Annotated in this window: 17 protein-coding genes; 8 read left to right on the top strand and 9 right to left on the bottom strand. The window is 70.4% G+C overall.

Going from position 1 to position 17,075, the window contains the following annotated elements; genetic code table 11:
- Together E9536_RS41940 and E9536_RS34635 are read right to left on the bottom strand one after the other, a co-directional pair.
- The coding region (locus E9536_RS41940; RefSeq protein WP_211097517.1) for a hypothetical protein at positions 1-926 on the bottom strand (926 nt) is incomplete at its 3' end.
- Positions 927-986: 60 nt separating this feature from the next.
- Positions 987-1,832, bottom strand: coding sequence for an aldo/keto reductase (locus E9536_RS34635; protein ID WP_027789298.1), 846 nt, complete (start codon positions 1,830-1,832; stop codon positions 987-989).
- A gap of 166 nt (positions 1,833-1,998) precedes the next feature.
- Here E9536_RS34635 and E9536_RS34640 point away from each other — a divergent pair, with 166 nt between their 5' ends.
- Positions 1,999-2,745, top strand: a complete 747-nt coding sequence (locus tag E9536_RS34640) for a GntR family transcriptional regulator (RefSeq protein WP_027789297.1) — start codon at positions 1,999-2,001, stop codon at positions 2,743-2,745.
- 21 nt (positions 2,746-2,766) lie between these two features.
- On the opposite strand, the gene E9536_RS34645 is transcribed toward E9536_RS34640, so the two are convergent.
- Positions 2,767-4,158 carry a CoA transferase gene (locus E9536_RS34645; RefSeq protein WP_136472341.1) on the bottom strand — a complete coding sequence of 464 codons (1,392 nt, stop codon included), beginning with the start codon at positions 4,156-4,158 and terminating at the stop codon, positions 2,767-2,769.
- A 95-nt stretch (positions 4,159-4,253) separates the two neighbouring features.
- Complete coding sequence (locus tag E9536_RS34650; protein ID WP_021156384.1) at positions 4,254-4,577, bottom strand: DUF2917 domain-containing protein; 324 nt, start codon at positions 4,575-4,577, stop codon at positions 4,254-4,256.
- Positions 4,578-4,795: 218 nt separating this feature from the next.
- Here E9536_RS34650 and mdtD point away from each other — a divergent pair, with 218 nt between their 5' ends.
- Positions 4,796-6,232: a multidrug transporter subunit MdtD gene (mdtD, locus tag E9536_RS34660; protein ID WP_027789294.1), complete on the top strand. Its 1,437-nt coding sequence runs from the start codon at positions 4,796-4,798 to the stop codon at positions 6,230-6,232.
- A gap of 180 nt (positions 6,233-6,412) precedes the next feature.
- Positions 6,413-7,687: an EAL domain-containing protein gene (locus tag E9536_RS34665; protein WP_027789293.1), complete on the top strand. Its 1,275-nt coding sequence runs from the start codon at positions 6,413-6,415 to the stop codon at positions 7,685-7,687.
- A 19-nt stretch (positions 7,688-7,706) separates the two neighbouring features.
- On the opposite strand, the gene E9536_RS34670 is transcribed toward E9536_RS34665, so the two are convergent.
- The 3 genes from E9536_RS34670 to E9536_RS34680 form a co-directional block, all read right to left on the bottom strand.
- The gene (locus E9536_RS34670) at positions 7,707-8,309 is read right to left on the bottom strand and encodes a methyltransferase domain-containing protein (RefSeq protein ID WP_027789292.1); all 603 of its coding nucleotides are present in this window, start codon (positions 8,307-8,309) and stop codon (positions 7,707-7,709) included.
- 99 nt (positions 8,310-8,408) lie between these two features.
- Positions 8,409-9,455, bottom strand: a complete 1,047-nt coding sequence (locus tag E9536_RS34675) for a 2-dehydropantoate 2-reductase (RefSeq protein ID WP_136472343.1) — start codon at positions 9,453-9,455, stop codon at positions 8,409-8,411.
- On the bottom strand, positions 9,448-9,972 hold the full coding sequence (locus E9536_RS34680) for an Mpo1-like protein (protein WP_059692590.1): 525 nt from the start codon (positions 9,970-9,972) through the stop codon (positions 9,448-9,450). The genes E9536_RS34675 and E9536_RS34680 overlap by 8 nt, the downstream gene beginning before the upstream one ends.
- A gap of 81 nt (positions 9,973-10,053) precedes the next feature.
- On the opposite strand from E9536_RS34680, the gene E9536_RS34685 reads away from it, so the two are divergent.
- Entirely contained in the window at positions 10,054-10,761 is a 708-nt protein-coding gene (locus tag E9536_RS34685) for a Crp/Fnr family transcriptional regulator (RefSeq protein WP_027789289.1), read from the top strand.
- Positions 10,762-10,847: 86 nt separating this feature from the next.
- Positions 10,848-12,059 carry a chromate efflux transporter gene (gene chrA / locus E9536_RS34690; protein ID WP_136472346.1) on the top strand — a complete coding sequence of 404 codons (1,212 nt, stop codon included), beginning with the start codon at positions 10,848-10,850 and terminating at the stop codon, positions 12,057-12,059.
- Between the two features lie 106 nt (positions 12,060-12,165).
- Here chrA and sodB read toward each other — a convergent pair whose 3' ends face one another.
- Positions 12,166-12,744 (bottom strand): superoxide dismutase [Fe], encoded by a 579-nt coding sequence (sodB, locus tag E9536_RS34695; protein WP_011352986.1) that lies wholly within the window; start codon positions 12,742-12,744, stop codon positions 12,166-12,168.
- 214 nt (positions 12,745-12,958) lie between these two features.
- A complete protein-coding gene (gene xseA, locus E9536_RS34700) occupies positions 12,959-14,341 on the bottom strand; it encodes an exodeoxyribonuclease VII large subunit (protein WP_059688532.1) in 1,383 nt (460 codons plus the stop codon).
- A 449-nt stretch (positions 14,342-14,790) separates the two neighbouring features.
- On the opposite strand from xseA, the gene lpxK reads away from it, so the two are divergent.
- From lpxK to kdsB, 3 genes are all read left to right on the top strand, one after another.
- Entirely contained in the window at positions 14,791-15,819 is a 1,029-nt protein-coding gene (lpxK, locus tag E9536_RS34705) for a tetraacyldisaccharide 4'-kinase (RefSeq protein WP_059623902.1), read from the top strand.
- Entirely contained in the window at positions 15,800-15,994 is a 195-nt protein-coding gene (locus E9536_RS34710) for a Trm112 family protein (protein ID WP_006482216.1), read from the top strand. The genes lpxK and E9536_RS34710 overlap by 20 nt, the downstream gene beginning before the upstream one ends.
- Before the next feature lie 120 nt (positions 15,995-16,114).
- Complete coding sequence (gene kdsB, locus E9536_RS34715) at positions 16,115-16,906, top strand: 3-deoxy-manno-octulosonate cytidylyltransferase (protein WP_124536386.1); 792 nt, start codon at positions 16,115-16,117, stop codon at positions 16,904-16,906.
- Positions 16,907-17,075 lie beyond the last annotated feature (169 nt).

Raw genomic sequence — 17,075 nt, forward strand, 5'->3', positions numbered from 1 at the left:
GGGGTTCTTCCGGTGGTGGTTCTTCCGGTGGGGGTTCTTCCGGTGGGGGTTCTTCCGGTGGGGGTTCTTCCGGTGGTGGTTCTTCCGGTGGGGGTTCTTCCGGCGGTGGGTCTTCCGGTGGTGGGTCTTCCGGTGGGGGTTCTTCCGGCGGCGGTTCTTCCGGCGGTGGGTCTTCCGGTGGTGGGTCTTCCGGTGGGGGTTCTTCCGGCGGCGGTTCTTCCGGCGGCGGTTCTTCCGGCGGCGGCGGTCACGGCAATGGTGGCGGCCATGGCGATGGCGGTGGTCACGGCAATGGCAACGGCGGTGGTCACGGCGATGGGGGCGGCCACGGCAACGGCGGTGGCCATGGCAGCGGTGACGGCGGCGGTCACGGTAACGGCGGTGGCCATGGCAACGGCGATGGTGGTGGTCACGGCAATGGCGATGGCGGCGGTCACGGTAACGGCAGTGGCCACGGCAACGGCGATGGTGGTGGTCACGGCAACGGTGGCGGCCATGGCAACGGCGATGGCGGCGGTCACGGCAACGGCGATGGTGGTGGTCACGGCGATGGCGGCGGTCACGGTAACGGCGGTGGCCACGGCAACGGCGATGGCGGCGGTCACGGCAACGGCGGTGGCCATGGCAACGGCGATGGCGGCGGTCACGGCAGCGGCGGCGGCCACGGCAGCGGCGATGGCGGTGGTCACGGTAACGGCGGTGGCGATGGCGGTGGTCACGGTAACGGCGGTGGCGATGGCGGTGGTCACGGTAACGGCGGTGGCCATGGCAGCGGCGATGGCGGTGGCCATGGCGACGGTGGCAACGGTGGCCACGGCAATGGCGGTGGCAACGGCAATGGAAACGGCAGCGGCGGCGCTGGCAATGGCGGGGCCAACGGTGTCGGCAATGGCCATGGCAGCGGAAACGGCAATGGCGGCGGTCACGGCAACGGCGGATCCTCCGGAGGCAACCACTGACCTGCAGCGTTGCCCGGCCGGGCGTCGTCAGAGCATCTCGAGCGCGCGCTTGCTGCGTGGCGGACGGAAGTACGCGTCAAGCTGCGCGCGCTCGTCGTCGCTGAACATGAAATCGAGCGCGGCCCGGTTGTCGCGCACGTGCTCGATGCGCGACGCCTTCGGGATCGCGAAAACCCCCGGCTGCGCGAGCACCCACGCAAGCGCGACGCGCATCACCGACACCCCGCGCTGCCGTGCGATCTCGTCGAGCGGCGAGCGCTTCGGCAGCCGTCCGTGATCGACCGGGCTGTAGGCCATCGCCGGCATCCCGTGCCCGGCAAGCCATGGCAGCAGGTCGAATTCCGGGCCGCGCCGCGCGATGTTGTAGAGGATCTGGTTGGTCGCGCACGCGCCGCCGCCGGCTTCATCGACGAGCTCGGCCATGTCGGCCGTATCGAAGTTGCTGACACCCCAGTGACGGATCTTGCCCGCGCGCTGCAGCGCTTCGAAGCCTTCGACCGTTTCATCGAGCGGCACCGAGCCGCGCCAGTGCAGCAGATACAGGTCGAGGCGATCGGTACGCAGGCGCTTGAGGCTCGCATCGCACGCGGCAACGACGCCGCGCCGGCTCGCATGGTGCGGATAGACCTTGCTGACGAGGAACACGTCGTCGCGCAGGCCCGCAAGCGCCTCGCCGACCAGTTCCTCGGTCGCGCCGTCGCCGTACATCTCGGCCGTGTCGACCAGCGTCATTCCGAGCGCGACGCCTTCGCGCAGCGCGGCGATCTCGTCGGCGCGCCGGGCGGGCCGCTCGCCCATTTCCCACGTGCCCAGGCCAAGCTTCGGAATCGTCTCGCCGTCCGGCAGGACGACCGTGGCGATCGTGTCTGTCATGCGTTCCTCGTTGCGGATTCGTGGCCGCGCACCGCGACCCAGGCATGGAATACGACGCATCAGTGTAGTCAATCGGCGCGCAATTCACCTATTGCACGGCAAAAACCGGCTATAACGGCGCCACGCGATGACTTAGAATGGCCGCAACCTGATCGATACCCACTCCATGAAGGCATCCACGGACGACCGCTGGCAGGACCTGCGCCCCGACCCCGACAACGACACGCCGCTCTACCTGCAGCTCGCCCGCAAGCTCGGCGACGCGATCCACGACAACCGCTGGACAGCCGGTGAGGCATTGCCCTCCGAGCGCGTGCTGTCCGATGCACTGGGCGTATCGCGCATCACCGCGCGCAAGGCGATCGCGCTGCTCGTCGAGCAAGGCCTGATTCGCCGCACGCAGGGCGCCGGCAACTTCATCCAGCCGCGCTACGAGGATCCGCTGTCGCGGCTGTCGAGCTTCAGCGAAATGCTCGAACGGCGCGGCTTCAAGCCGAGCTCGCAATGGCTCGCACGCGAGATCCAGCCGGCGAACCGCGACGAAGTGATCCAGCTCGGGCTGTCGCCGGCCGCATCGGTCACGCGCCTGAAACGCCTGCGCCTCGCCGACGGCATCGTGATGGCCGTCGAGAATTCGACGTTTCCCGCGACGCTGATCCCCGATCCGCAGGCAATCGGCGATTCGCTGTACAGCTATCTCGAAGCGCGCGGCACGCCGATCGTGCGCGCGCTGCAGCATTTCCGCGCGGTCAACGCGACCGACGAGATCGCCGAGCAGATGGGCATCGCACCACACGACGCGCTGCTGCTGATCACACGAATCGGCTATACGTCGGACCAGCGCGCGATCGAACTGACCGATACCTACTGCCGCAACGACTACTACGACTTCGTCGTCGAACTGCGCAAGTAACGCCGGCCGCGCCGCCGGCGCTTACAGCCAGCGCGCATCGTCGGTGCCGGGCGGCACGGACGGGCGCGCAAGCGACGGCGGTGTCACCGATAACCGCTCGGCGGGCCGCACCGCGTCGAGCATGCCGAACGGCGACGCGATGCGCTCGATCCGGTCGCGTACGTCGGCGCGCGCGAAATCGGGTGCCTGCAGGCCGTCCGGCACGATACCGAACGACTGCAGCCAGCGGCCCGTCTGCGCGAGCGACAGTCGCACGTGCCAGCTTCCCCCTTCGCGTGCCCTGCGCGCGAGCGCGATCATCGCGCCGAACGCCGCGAGATAACCCGTTGCATGATCGAGCGCCTGGCACGGCAGGTGGCGCGGCGCGTTCGCGTGCGCGGCCTGCTGTTCCTGCCACGCGATCCCGCTCGCCGACTGCACGAGACTGTCGAAGCCGCGCCGCTGCGCCCACGGCCCCGCCTGCCCGTACGCCGATATCGACACGCACACGATGCCGGGCCGCCGCGCCGCCAGCGCGAGCGGTCCGAAGCCGCGCGCCGCGAGCGCGCCGGGCCGGTACGACTGCAGGAACACATCCGCATCGCGTGCGAGCGCGTGCAGCGTATCGACGCCCGCGTCGTCGCGCAGGTCGATCCACGTCGAACGCTTGCCACGCCCGTTGTCGATCACGAGCGGCGCGATGTTCGGCAGGTGCGGGCCGTTGACGAGCAGTGTCTGCGCGCCGTGCGACGCCAGCGCGCGGCCCGCGACCGGCCCCGCGATGATCCGCGTGAGATCGAGCACGCGCACACCGGCAAGCGGCTGGCCGGCGTCGCCCCCGCCGATCGGCTCGACGGGGGCATCGCCGATCCGCTCGATCTCGAACAGCGGCAGCGAGGCGATCGCACGCGCCTGCTCGTGCGCCGCCCACTCGTCAGGCATTCTGATCAATGCGGCACACAGCCCGGCCTCGGCCAGCGCGGTGTCGAGTGCTGCGCCGTCCCGCGTGCGGATCGCAGCGGCGACGTCGTCCCGCTGCGCGCCGCAGCCGAGCACGCCGAGCATCCCCTGCAGGTGATGCGGAAAGTTTGCGTGCAACTGGATCCAGCGCCCGTCGCGCGTCTCGTAGAAGCCCGTCACCGGATGACGCAACTCCGGCGGCGGGCCGTCGTCCACGCGCAGATAGCGTTCGCTGCGGAACGCGACGAGCGCGTCGCGCACCGATACGTCGACGGTTTGCGCAACGCCCGTGCGAAGCCGATGGCATTCGGCCGCCGCGAGCCCGGCTGCCGCGATCGTCGCCGCGGCCAGCGTGCCGACCCGGAAGGTCGACGGCAGCGTCGGGTCCTGCCCCGTCACGGTCGCGCGTGCCGGCGCGTCGGGGTCGCCGTGTGCGAGCCGCCACAGATGCGTCAACGCGAGTTCGGGTGTCATGGCGGGACGAGCCTTGGGGGAGACAGGATCGAGTCTAGAATTCGCGACCGTCGCGAGCAATCCTGGACGAAAGCCGGTCCGCCAGCGCCGGGAGGCTACGTCGGCAACGATGCCGGCGCGTGACGCCGGCCGTCGCGCCATGCAACGAGCGGCCGCCACCAAGCCTGCGCGGCGCGCACGGCGGGCGCGTCGAGCGGACCGAACGCGAACGTCGCGCCGTGCGCCCCCGCGCTGACCCAGACGCGCATGCCGGGCGTGAGCGTCAGCGAATCGCCCGCGCCGAGCCAGTGATCGTCGATCCGGCCCTCGATCGTCACCCAGACCTCGCCGTCGGCCACCTCCAGTGCGGTGCGATCGACGATCCGCCACCGACCGGCCGGCTCGTCGCCTTCGATCACGTAAAGTCGCAGTTCGCGCATGGCAGCCTCCTGGTCGCACGGGTCCGATGGCACCAGTATTTCGGACAGCGGCAGCACACGGACAGATACGGCGGCAGACCCTTTCGGCTGAACTGTACCGGTCACTCGACGAGGACAGGCACCCGCAGGCCGGACTTCGCACCGCCCTTGCGCCGAACCTGCACGGCGCGACGGCTTTCCCTACAATGTCGGCTGTCCCGCACCACCGCCCCGCCCCCATGTTCCAGCGCCCGCCTGCCGCCGCTCCCGGCGAAAAGAACCTCACCCTGATGCTCTGGCTCGTCGCAACGGGCTTCTTCATGCAGACGCTCGACTCGACGATCGTCAACACGGCGCTGCCGTCGATGGCCGCGAGCCTCGGCGAATCGCCGCTGCGCATGCAGTCGGTCGTGATCGCGTACTCGCTGACGATGGCGGTGATGATCCCCGTGTCGGGCTGGCTCGCCGATACCTTCGGCACGCGGCGCGTGTTCTTCAGCGCGATCCTGGTGTTCTCGCTCGGCTCGCTGCTGTGCGCGAACGCGCATACGCTGCAGCAACTCGTCGCGTTCCGCGTCGTTCAGGGGGTCGGCGGCGCGATGCTGCTGCCGGTCGGGCGACTCGCGGTGCTGCGCACGTTCCCGGCCGAACGCTACCTGTCCGCGCTGTCGTTCGTCGCGATTCCCGGCCTGATCGGCCCGCTGATCGGGCCGACGCTCGGCGGCTGGCTCGTGAAGATCGCGTCGTGGCACTGGATCTTCCTGATCAACGTGCCGGTCGGCGTCGCGGGCTGCATCGCGACCTTCTATTCGATGCCCGATTCGCGCAACCCGGCCGTCGGCCGCTTCGACCTGAAGGGCTATCTGCTGCTGACGATCGGCATGGTCGCGATCTCGCTGTCGCTCGACGGGCTCGCCGATCTCGGCATGCAGCACGCGGCCGTGCTCGTGCTGCTGATCCTGAGCCTTGCGTGCTTCGTCGCATACGGCCTGTATGCGGTGCGCGCGCCGCAGCCGATCTTCTCGCTCGAGCTGTTCAGGATCCATACGTTCAGCGTCGGGCTGCTCGGCAACCTGTTCGCGCGGATCGGCAGCGGCGCGATGCCGTACCTGATCCCGCTGCTGCTGCAGGTGAGCCTCGGCTACTCGGCGTTCGAGGCCGGGCTGATGATGCTGCCGGTGGCGGCGGCCGGGATGTTCTCGAAGCGGATCATCACGCGCCTGATCACGCGCTACGGCTATCGCAAGGTGCTGCTCGTGAACACGATCATGGTCGGCGTGATGATGGCGAGCTTCGCGCTGATGCGCGACACGGTGCCGGTCTGGGTGAAGGTCGTGCATCTCGCGCTGTTCGGCGGCTTCAACTCGATGCAGTTCACCGCGATGAACACGCTGACGCTCAAGGATCTCGGCACGGGCGGCGCGAGCAGCGGCAACAGCCTGTTCTCGCTCGTGCAGATGCTGTCGATGAGCCTCGGCGTCACGGTCGCGGGGGCGCTGCTCGCGACGTTCACGGGCATGCTGCGCACCGTGACGCCGAGCAACACGCTGCCGGCGTTCCATGCGACGTTCATCTGCGTCGGGATCATCACGGCCGCTTCCGCGTGGATCTTCGCGCAGCTCGCGCCCGAGATCCGCAGCACCGCGCGCAAGACCGATCCGTCCGAGCGCGCGTGACGCGCGGCGCGCGCCGAACCGGGTCGGCGCGCACCATTGCGGTGCAGCGCGGGCCGTTCGATGCGCCGGCGATGACCGACGGCCCGGCCGCGACGCGCCGCCGCACGGGGTACGATGCCGTGCACGCTTCTTGCTCGCCTATTCTCTAGGTAAACTGGCAGTCTTCCTTCGGCCGACATCATGAGCATGATCGAAATCGATCCCCCCGGCTTTCAGCCGCCCCGCCCCGTCGCCGGCGACGACGGGAACCGGCGCACCGTGCTGTACGGCGGCTACACCGTGTTCAGCGTGTTCCAGCCCGTTTTCTCGGTGTCGCACCGCCGCGCGATCGGCTATCACGCGTCGCTGCGTGCGCACGACGAGGACAGCCGCCAGGTGGCGTCACACGAGGTGTTCACGCAGGCGGCGCGGCGCGGCGACCTGCTCGAGCTCGGCCGGCTCGCCGAATCGCTGCATCTCGGCAACTTCCACGCGTTCGACAGTCATGACGAATGGCTCTTCCTGAGCCTGCATCCGGCCGCACTGATGGACACCGTCTACAGCGACGCCCTGCTCGCGAACCTGAAGGCGCTCGGGCTGCCGCCGCATCGCGTGGTGCTCGAAGTGCCCGAGCAGGCGGGCGGCGAAACGCCGCGCTATGCGGCGATCGTCGACGGGCTGCGCAAGGCCGGCTTCCTGATCGCGCTGGTCGGGTTCGGCGCGAAGCATTCGAACATCGACCGCGTGTGGCACCTGCATCCCGACATCGTCACGCTCGATCGCGGCATCCTCGCGCAGGCAAGCGAGCACTCGCATCTCGAACGCGTGCTGCCGGGGCTCGTGTCGCTGCTGCACGAATCCGGCCAGCTCGTGCTGATGGGCGGGCTCGCGACCGAACGCGACGCGCTGATCGCACTCGAGTGCGACGTCGATTTCGTGCAGGGCCAGTATTTCGCGGGGCCGAGCGTCGAACCGGTGCAACCGCAGGCCGCCGCGGGCTGCATGGATACGCTGTCGGCCGCATTGCGGCTGCGCGTCGCGCAACGCGAGCGCACGCAGGCGGAACGGCTCGCACCGTACGTCGCGGCGCTCGAGGAAGCGAGCCGGAAGCTCGGCGCGGGCGAGCCGCTCACCGACGCGGCGGCCGTCGTACTCGGGCTGCCCGAGACCGCCCGGTGTTTCCTGCTCGACGCATCGGGGCGCCAGATCGGCGACAACGTGCTCGCGCGCGGCAGCGTATCGCAGCGCGCCAAGCGCTTCCGGCCGCTGCTGCACTCGGAAGGCGCGAGCTGGGAACGGCGCCCGTACTTCATCGACGCGATGCGCGCGCCGGGCCACGTGCACCTGACGTCCCCCTACCTGTCGATCAACGAGGCGCACCTGTGCGTGACCGCGTCGATCGCCGCGCCGGTCGCGACCGGCATGCAGGTGCTGTGCGTCGACATCAACTGGGAAGCGGCACTCAACCGCGAATGAGCGTGCCGCCGCGCCGCGCTCACGCGGCGGCGGCCTTGCGCGCGATCAGCCGGTGCACGCGCTTGCCGGACGACGCGCTGACGACCTCGTGCTCGTCGATCACCTGCGTGCCCGCGCCGAGCGCCGCCCGCATCCGCGCCGAATCGAGCGGCGTGTAAAGGCGGCCGCGCTCGTCGCGCAACGCGCCGTTGCCGGCCACCCGCCAGCTCATGTACAACGTGCCGCCCGGCATCAGGAGCTCGGCCAGCCGCGCGGCGGCGGCCGCCGCGTCCGCCTGTTCGAGATGCATCACGACCGTTTCGCACAGCACGTTGCGAAACGCGCCGGACGGCACGCCGGCCAGCGCTGGCAGTGCGGCCAGCTCGAAGGTGAGGTCCGGATGGCGGCGCCGCGCCTCGTCGAGCAGTGCGACGCTCGCGTCGTAGCCGCGCACGTCGAAGCCGCGCGACGCGAGCCAGGCCGTATCGCGCCCGGCTCCGCAGCCGACGTCCGCGGTCGGCCCCGGCGAAAAATGCTGCTCCAGCAGCGCGTACATGTCGTCTGGCGCGGCCTGGTCGAGCCAGTCCTGCGCGTATTGCGCGGCATGGGCGTCGTACGCATCGAGAGTCGGGCGATCCACCATGTGACAGCTCCGCATAAGCGTCGTATGACGCACCCCGCATCTTGGCCGCAGCACCTGCCGTGCGGCCCCCCACGCCCCGCGCGTCGGCTTGCGCGGCCCCTACGCGGCCCGCACGTCGCCCGCGCGCACCGCCTGCGCGGTCAACTCGGCCCACAGCGCGTCGCCGCGCCAGGCCGGGCGCGCCGCCGCACGTTCCGCGTCATGCACGAGCGCGCACAGTCGCGCATTGACGGGCGCCTGCGCGCCGACGCGCGCGGCCAGCCGCACGACCTCGCCGTTGATCCACTCGACTTCCGTCGCACGCTGCGCCGCGAGATCGTCGGACATCGACGAACGCGCGAGCGGGTCGATCGCGAGCATCCGGCCACCGAGCACGCGGAACGCGAAATCGGGCAAGTCGAGCACGGCCGGGATCCACGCGGCCGGCAACGGCGTCAACCGCGCAGGCCGGATCGCGGCCAGCGCCAGGCAGTGCAGCGCTTCGCGCTGCGCGAGCGCGACACAGCGCCGGTACGCACGTTGCGCGAGTTCGTCGCGCAGCGGCAGGTTCGCGAGCGCATTGACCGCGTTGTTCAGGTTGAGCAGCAGCTTTGCCCACTGCACGGCCCGCATGTCGCGATGCAGCGCGAGCGGCAGCCCGGCGCGCGCGAATGCGTCGGCAAACGGCTGCAGCACCGGAGACGCGTCGGCCGCAAGCGCGCCGGCCGAGCCCTGGTGAAACGCGCCGGGCTCGCGCTCGATCACGTTGAACGGCACCATGCCGGCCAGCACGGTTGCTTGCGGCAGCGCCTCGCGCAGCACGTCGGCATTGTGCAGGCCGTTCTGGAAGCTGATCACGACCGTGCCGGGCCTCAGCACGCCGGCAAGCTGCGCCGCGGCCTCACGCGTCGCGGCCGACTTCACCGCCACGAGCACGAGCCGCGCGGTCGCCGCGGCCGCCGGATCGGTCGTGAACACGACATCGGCCGGGGCGAGCGTCGCGCGATAGCCGCGCCGGTCGGTCAGCGTCAGCCCGCGCCGACGAATCGCATCGCCGATCCGTGCGCGGCCGACGAGCGTCACATTCGCGCCGGCCGCCGCGAGCCGTCCGCCGAGATAGCAGCCGACGGCGCCCGCGCCGAATACGCAGACCGGTGCGTCAGACATGCGAATGCGCGCCGCCGTGCACGGGGCCGGCCCGCCGCTCGACTTCGCGGCGCACTTCGCCGCGCAGTCCCGCGAAGAACGCGACCTCGGCGACGACGAACAGCGGCCCGACCATCAGGCCGACCAGATCGTCGACGAAGGCGGGCTTGCGCCCTTCGAACCAGTGCCCGACGAACTGGACGATCCAGCCGACGACGAACGCGCCGATGCCGATCGCGAGCCATTGCGCGGTCGGCAGCAACGCGAGCGCCTGCGCGGCCCACAGGCCCAGCGCGAACAGCGCGGTCATCACGATCCCGAACCGCAGGTCGAGCCGCAGGTAGAACACCGCGAACGCGACGGCGAGCAGCAGCGCCGGCGACAGCGCGACGCCGGCCGGCATCCCGAGCGCCGGCCGCGACAGCAGCACCTCGACCGCGAATACGATCATCGGGATCCCGACCAGATGCGTCGCGATGTTGCGCGCGTCGCGGTGGTAGGCCGCATATTGGGAAAGATGGTCTTCGAGCGTCTTCATCGCGTCTCCTGGTCGGTGGTTGAGCGCTATGATGCGCGTCACGCCCGAGAACCTCTGTCAGCTACCCGACATCGCGTGCCCATGCCCTCTTCGCTCGCCCCGTACCTGCCGCAGATCGAAGCGAACCCGTGGTTCGCCGCGCTGCCGCCCGCGTTGCGCGCGGACCTGCTCGCCCGCGCGGCGCTGCGCCGGCTGCCGGCCGGCCATGCGCTGTTCCGGCGCGGCGACCCGCCGTGCGGGCTGTACGCGGTACTGGCCGGTTCACTCACGATAGGTGCGGTCGACCCGCAGGGCAAGGAGGCGCTGCTGACGGTCGCCGAGCCCGTCACGTGGTTCGGCGAAATCGCGCTGTTCGACGGCCAGCCGCGCACGCACGACGCGATCGCGCTCGACGACGCGCTGCTGCTGCACGTCCCGCAGGCCGCGCTGCTCGCGATCCTCGACGCGACGCCGCAATACTGGCGGCAATTCGCGCTGCTGATGGCGCAGAAGCTGCGCCTGAGCTTCCTGACCGTCGAGTCGATGAGCGTGATGCCGGCCGCGCAGCGGCTCGCCGCCCGCCTGCTGATGATCGCCGACGGCTACGGCGGGATCAGCGCCGGCCGCACCCGCATCCGGCTGTCGCAGGAAAAGCTCGCGGCGATGCTGTCGCTGACGCGGCAGACCACCAACCAGTTGCTGAAGGCGCTGCAGGCCGACGGCGTCGTGCGGCTGCACGTCGGTGAAATCGAGCTCGTCGACGTCGACGCGCTGCGGCGCGCGAGCGGGCTGCCCGACGGCATGCGCTGAGCCGCGGCAGCGCCGTCACGCGGCCACCCCGCCGTCGCCGCGTTGCGCTATCGTGGCGGCTCGTCCGTTCATCCATCCGCCCCGCCTTGAGCACGTCGACCGCCTCCGCTCCCTCCCGCCATCCGTGGCCGGTGTTCATCGCATTCCTGCGGCTCGGCCTCACGTCGTTCGGCGGCCCGGTCGCGCATCTCGGCTACTTCCGCACCGAGTTCGTCACGCGGCGCGCCTGGCTCACCGAGCGCACCTACGCAGATCTCGTCGGGCTGTGCCAGTTCCTGCCGGGGCCCGCGAGCAGCCAGGTCGGGATGGCGATCGGCCTCGCGCGCGCAGGCTACGCGGGGATGTTCGCCGCGTGGCTCGGCTTCACGCTGCCGTCGGCGCTGCTGATGATGCTGTTCGCGCTCGGCGTGCACGCGACGGGCGCGCCGATCGAAGCCGGTGCATTGCACGGGCTGCGCATCGTGTCGGTCGCCGTGATCGCGCAGGCCGTGTGGGGCATGGCACGCACGCTGTGCCCGGATGCGCGCCGCGTCACGCTGATGGCCGCGGCCGCCAGCGTCGCGCTGCTCGCGCCGGCCGCGTGGGCGCAGATTGCCGTGATCGTCGCGGCCGGATTGGCCGGCCTCGTGCTGCTGCCGCAGCCGGCGCGCGGCACCCACGATCCGTTGCCGCTGCACGTGTCGCCGCGCGCGGGCGTGCTGTGGCTCGCGCTGTTCGCCGCGCTCCTCGTCGTACTGCCGTTCGCGGCCCGCGCGCTGCGCTCCGATACGCTTGCCGTCGTCGATGCGTTCTTCCGTACGGGTGCGCTCGTGTTCGGCGGCGGCCACGTGGTGCTGCCGCTGCTGCAGGCGGCCGTGGTCGCGCCCGGCTGGGTCGGCGATGCGGCGTTCCTGGCCGGTTATGGCGTCGCGCAGGCCGTGCCGGGGCCGCTGTTCACGTTCTCGGCCTTCCTCGGCGCGTCGCTGCGCCAGGCGCCGACCGGCTGGCTCGGCGGCACGATCGCGCTGGTGTCGATCTTCGCGCCGTCGTTCCTGCTGGTGGCCGGCACCGCACCGTTCTGGGAGCGCCTGCGCCGCAGCACGCGGATGCAGGCCGCGCTCGCGGGCGTGAACGCGGCCGTCGTCGGGCTGCTGCTCGCGGCGCTCTATCACCCGGTCTGGACCGACACGATCATGGCGCCGCGCGACCTGGCCGCGGCGCTCGTCGCATTCGTCGCGCTGGTGTTCTGGCGCGTGCCGCCATGGGCCGTCGTGATCGCGAGCGCGGCGCTCGGCTGGGGGCCCGGCCTCCTCGCCTGACCGGGCACGCGCGGCACGTTCCGCCGCGGCAAAAACAAAAAAGCCCTCGTTTCGAGGGCTTTTCTGCTGGGTACCGCGCGCCGTGGCGGCGCGCAGGTGCCGGACCTTACGCGAAGTTCTTCGCTGCGAAGTCCCAGTTCACGATGTTCCAGAACGCTTCGACGAACTTCGGACGTGCGTTGCGGTAGTCGATGTAGTACGCGTGTTCCCACACGTCGATCGTCAGCAGTGCCTTGTCGGCCGTCGTCAGCGGGGTCGCTGCGTTGCTCGTCGACACGATGTCGAGCGAACCGTCAGCCTTCTTCACGAGCCATGCCCAGCCCGAACCGAACGTGCCGACCGCGGCCTTCGTGAACGCTTCCTTGAATGCGTCGTACGAACCCCACTTCGCGTTGATCGCATCGCCCAGCGCGCCCGTCGGTGCGCCGCCGCCGTTCGGCGACAGGCTGTTCCAGAAGAACGTGTGGTTCCAGATTTGCGCGGCATTGTTGAAGATGCCGCCCGACGACTTCTTCACGATCTCTTCCAGCGACAGGTTTTCGAATTCCGTGCCCGGGATCAGATTGTTCAGGTTCGTCACATAAGCCTGATGGTGCTTGCCGTAGTGGTACTGGATCGTCTCGAGCGAGATGGTCGGCGCGAGTGCGTCTTCAGCGTACGGGAGCGGCGGGAGCGTATGAGCCATGGCGATTCCTTCGTTGAGTATGTAGGGGGGCTTGTGTTGAATGCTGCCGAGCGTCCGATTGTAGGCGAGGACGAATAACCCCGCAAACTCACGGGCCATTTATCCGCGGTATGCGGAAAAGCGATGTTCGCGCATCGTCCACAGGGACGAGCCGATACCGCGCAACCGCCGTTCCCGCGCGTTTTTCCCGGTCGCGGCGCGTGCGCCGCTCACGTCAGATCGTATCGGCGAGGCGCGGCTGCACGTCGGCGAGCGACACGTCGGCCGAGCCTTCGGCGAGATGCACGGTCAGGCGGCGCTGCGGCTTCAATGCGTTCGGCGTGCGCACCGCGCGGCCCGTCTGCGCATCGATCAGCGCCGCATAACCGCGCTCGAGCGTGCGCTGCGGGCTCAACACCTCGAGCCTTGCCGCACAGGCCGACACGCGAGCCGTGTCGCGTTCGTGACGGCGCTGCAATGCAAGCGCAAGACGCTGCGACAGCCCCGCGAGTGCCTGGCGCGCCTGCGACGGATCGGGGCGCGCGCGCTGCCAGCGCAACTGCGCGAGCGCGAACCGCGCGCGCGCGTCACGCACCGGCCGCGACGCCGCCGACGCCAGCCGCACGGCGAGTTGCTCGACGTGCGTGCGCTGCCGCTGCAGCCGCTCGGCCGGGCTCACCAGCCGGCGCGCGAGCCAGTCGAGCTGCTGCGCGCGCTGCTCCAGCCGGCGTTCCATGCCGCGAGCGAGCGCACGCTGGCGCTCGCCGACCTCACGCAGCAGCAGTGCGCGCTGCGGGCTCGCGAGCTCGGCGGCGCCGGTGGGCGTCGGCGCGCGCAGGTCGGCCGCGAAGTCCGCAATCGTGAAATCGGTCTCGTGCCCGACGCCGCTCACGACCGGCAGTTCGCTCGCCGCGATCGCGCGCGCCAGCGCCTCGTCGTTGAACGACCATAGATCCTCGATCGAGCCGCCGCCGCGACAGACCAGCAGCACGTCGACCTCGCGGCGCGCATTCGCGGTCTCGACGGCCGCGACGAGCTTTTCCGCCGAGCCCGCACCCTGCACGGGCGCCGGATAGACGATCACCGGAATGTGCGGCGCGCGGCGCGCGAGCGTGGTCAGCACGTCGCGCAGCGCGGCGGCCTGCAGCGACGTGACGATGCCGATCGCGCGCGGGTGGGCCGGCAGCGGCCGCTTGCGCTCGGGGGCGAAGAGCCCCTCGCCCTCGAGCTGCGCCTTCAGCCGCAGGAATGCCTCGTACAGACGCCCCTGGCCCGTGCGCCGCACGGCCTCGACGTTGAGCTGCACTTCGCCGCGCGGCTCGTACATCGTCACGACCGCGCGTACCTCGATGCGGTCGCCTTCGCGCGGCGTGAATTCCGCGTATTGCGCGCGGCCGCGGAACATCACGCAGCGCATCTGCGCCTGCTGGTCCTTGATCGAGAAATACCAGTGGCCGCTCGCGGCGCGCGTGAAATTCGACACTTCGCCCGAAATCCACAGCAGCGGAAACGAGCGCTCGAGCATCGTCGAAATCGCGCGATTGAGCGCCGAAACGGGTATCACTTCGTCGCCGCCGCGGGTGGCGCCCGGCGCGGCAAATGGGGAGTCGGAAGGCATGGACGGTCGGATGAATGCTGGCGGCGACACGATAGTCCGACACGCGCGCGACGTCCAGCGCCGGGTGCGGGCGCGGTGACGCGCGGAAGGTGTCCACATTTTGGCAATCGTCGGCTTGAAACGCCTGAAAACCGCGGAAAAATCCAGACGATTTGCGATAACACATTGATTTTTATATATTTTTAAAACTTTCGAAACGATTCTCATCCGATTCGAGGCCCACCCGGCGGGCGTTTGACTCATTCGAGCGGGGAGTTCTTCACAGAGTTATCCACAAGCCGTCGCGATCCGGCCCCGTGGGTTGCGTCAGCCGGTCGGCTTGCCGCGCCCGCCCGCGGCGCGCTAGAGTGCCGCCTTCCGCAGACCCCGCGGCATGCGCCGCCCAACGGAGAATCCGCCTTGACGAATCCGTCCCACGCCGCGGCGCACGACCTGCCGCGCCCGGCCCGATGAGCGCGCCCGACGGCCCGCTCGCCCGGCTCGAAGCGCGCCTGACGCGCGAATGGCAGCGCCGCGGCGCGCTCGCGTGGGCACTCACGCCGTTCGCGTGCGTGTTCGGCCTGTGCGCGGCGCTGCGGCGCACCGCCTACGCGCAGGGCTGGAAGAAGCCGGTCGACGTCGGCGTGCCCGTCGTCGTGGTCGGCAACGTGACAGTCGGCGGCACCGGCAAGACGCCGACCGTGATCGCGCTCGTCGACGCGTTGCGGGCGGCCGGCTTCACACCCGGCATCGTGTCGCGCGGCTACGGCGCGAACGTGAAGGCGCCCACCGCCGTCACGGCCGCGTCGCGCGCCGGCGCGGGCGGCGACGAGCCGCTCCTGATCGCACGCCGCACCGGCGCGCCCGTCTGGGTGTGCCCGGATCGCGTCGCGGCCGCGCAGGCGCTGCGCGCCGCGCATCCGGACGTCGACGTGATCGTCAGCGACGACGGCCTGCAGCACTACCGCCTCGCGCGCACGGTCGAACTCGTCGTGTTCGACCACCGGCTCGGCGGCAACGGCTTCCTGCTGCCGGCCGGGCCGTTGCGCGAGCCGCTGTCGCGGCACCGCGACGCGACGCTCGTCAACGATCCGTACAGCGGCGCGCTGCCGCCGTGGCCCGACACCTATTCGCTCGCGCTCACACCGGGCGCCGCGTGGCACCTCGACCAGCCGGCGCTGCGCCGCCCGCTGTCGCAATTCGCGAACGAGCGCGTCCTCGCCGCAGCCGGCATCGGCGCGCCGGAACGCTTCTTCGCGACGCTGCGCGCGGCCGGTCTCGCGCCCGCGACGCGCGCGCTGCCCGATCACTATGCGTTCGCCGACAATCCGTTCGTCGACGACGCCGTCGACGCGATCCTGATCACCGAGAAGGATGCAGTAAAATTGGGCGCTTCCTGGCGCGACGCTCGACTGTGGGTCGTCCCCGTCGAAGCCGCGCTCGACCCTCGCCTCATTGCCCTCGTTGTGGAGAAACTCCGTGGACGCTCGCCTGCTTGAAATCATTGTGTGCCCTATCTGCAAAGGCCCGCTCCACTATGACCGTGCCGCGCAGGAGCTGATCTGCAACGCGGACAAGCTCGCCTACCCGATCCGCGACGGCATCCCCGTGATGCTGGTCGACGAAGCGCGCCAGACCGTCGAAGGCACGCCGGTCGACCCGGCCGGCCGCTAAGCCGCCCGAGCCAGCCCGACCCAGCCCGAACCGCGGCCCGTCCGCGGTCAGGGCGCCGAACCCTCCGGGCGACCCGCGCCAGACGCGCCGCCCGCTCCGTTCTCTTCACCGCCCGCCCCGATGACTCACCCGCAACCCTTCATCGCCGTCATTCCCGCCCGGCTCGCGTCGACGCGGCTCCCGAACAAGCCGCTCGCCGATCTCGGCGGCAAGCCGATGGTCGTGCGCGTCGCCGAGCGTGCACGTGAAGCGGGCGCGCAGCAGGTGCTCGTCGCGTCCGACGCGCAGAGCGTGCTCGATGCCGCGCGCGATCACGGCTTCGAAGCGGTACTGACACGCGCCGACCATCCGTCCGGCACCGACCGTCTCGCGGAAGTCGCGGCGACGTTCGGGTGGAGCGACGACACCGTCGTCGTCAACGTTCAGGGCGACGAACCGCTGATCGACCCCGTACTCGTGCGCGACGTAGCGTCGCACCTCGCCACGCATCCGGCGTGCGCGATTGCGACGGCCGCCCACCCGATCCACGACGCGGCCGACGTGTTCAACCCGAACGTCGTGAAGGTCGCGCTCGACGCGCAGAGCGTCGCGCTGTACTTCTCGCGCGCGCCGATTCCATGGAGCCGGGACGCGTACCAGCCGCACTGGCCCGACGTCGCAGCCATGCCTGCGCCTGCTTTCCCGGTCTATCGGCACATCGGCCTCTATGCGTATCGCGCGCGTTTCCTGCGCACGTATCCGACGCTTGCGCAGGCGCCGATCGAACAGGCCGAGCAGCTCGAACAGCTGCGCGCGCTCTGGCACGGCGAGCGCATCGCGGTGCTGATCACCGAGTCCGCGCCCGAAGCCGGCATCGACACGCCGGCCGATCTCGCACGCGTGCAGGCCCTTTTTCAGCCGGGACCAAAATAACCCGTGGCATAATCAGGCGATTGTGCGAGCCGTCCGCGACCAGCGCGTCCTCGCTTGACCCCGCCCGTGGCCCTGCCGGCAGTCGCGCGTCGCCCAACCCGACGCGCCGCATCAGACCGGTCCGCCGCGCGCCAGGCAAGCGCCGCGCACACCGTCGCCGGCGCTTTTC

Source organism: Burkholderia sp. LS-044, assembly GCF_004803625.1.
Lineage (GTDB): Bacteria > Pseudomonadota > Gammaproteobacteria > Burkholderiales > Burkholderiaceae > Burkholderia > Burkholderia cepacia.

Excerpts from the sequence above, each read along its gene's own strand:
- E9536_RS34645 (WP_136472341.1), bottom strand. The coding sequence starts at position 4,158 with ATGACACCCGAACTCGCGTTGACGCATCTGTGGCGGCTCGCACACGGC.
- E9536_RS34665 (WP_027789293.1), top strand. The coding sequence starts at position 6,413 with ATGAGCATGATCGAAATCGATCCCCCCGGCTTTCAGCCGCCCCGCCCC.
- E9536_RS34635 (WP_027789298.1), bottom strand. The coding sequence starts at position 1,832 with ATGACAGACACGATCGCCACGGTCGTCCTGCCGGACGGCGAGACGATT.
- E9536_RS34675 (WP_136472343.1), bottom strand. The coding sequence starts at position 9,455 with ATGTCTGACGCACCGGTCTGCGTATTCGGCGCGGGCGCCGTCGGCTGC.
- lpxK (WP_059623902.1), top strand. The coding sequence starts at position 14,791 with ATGAGCGCGCCCGACGGCCCGCTCGCCCGGCTCGAAGCGCGCCTGACG.
- sodB (WP_011352986.1), bottom strand. The coding sequence starts at position 12,744 with ATGGCTCATACGCTCCCGCCGCTCCCGTACGCTGAAGACGCACTCGCG.
- E9536_RS34640 (WP_027789297.1), top strand. The coding sequence starts at position 1,999 with ATGAAGGCATCCACGGACGACCGCTGGCAGGACCTGCGCCCCGACCCC.
- xseA (WP_059688532.1), bottom strand. The coding sequence starts at position 14,341 with ATGCCTTCCGACTCCCCATTTGCCGCGCCGGGCGCCACCCGCGGCGGC.
- kdsB (WP_124536386.1), top strand. The coding sequence starts at position 16,115 with ATGACTCACCCGCAACCCTTCATCGCCGTCATTCCCGCCCGGCTCGCG.
- E9536_RS34650 (WP_021156384.1), bottom strand. The coding sequence starts at position 4,577 with ATGCGCGAACTGCGACTTTACGTGATCGAAGGCGACGAGCCGGCCGGT.
- E9536_RS34670 (WP_027789292.1), bottom strand. The coding sequence starts at position 8,309 with ATGGTGGATCGCCCGACTCTCGATGCGTACGACGCCCATGCCGCGCAA.
- mdtD (WP_027789294.1), top strand. The coding sequence starts at position 4,796 with ATGTTCCAGCGCCCGCCTGCCGCCGCTCCCGGCGAAAAGAACCTCACC.
- E9536_RS34685 (WP_027789289.1), top strand. The coding sequence starts at position 10,054 with ATGCCCTCTTCGCTCGCCCCGTACCTGCCGCAGATCGAAGCGAACCCG.
- E9536_RS34680 (WP_059692590.1), bottom strand. The coding sequence starts at position 9,972 with ATGAAGACGCTCGAAGACCATCTTTCCCAATATGCGGCCTACCACCGC.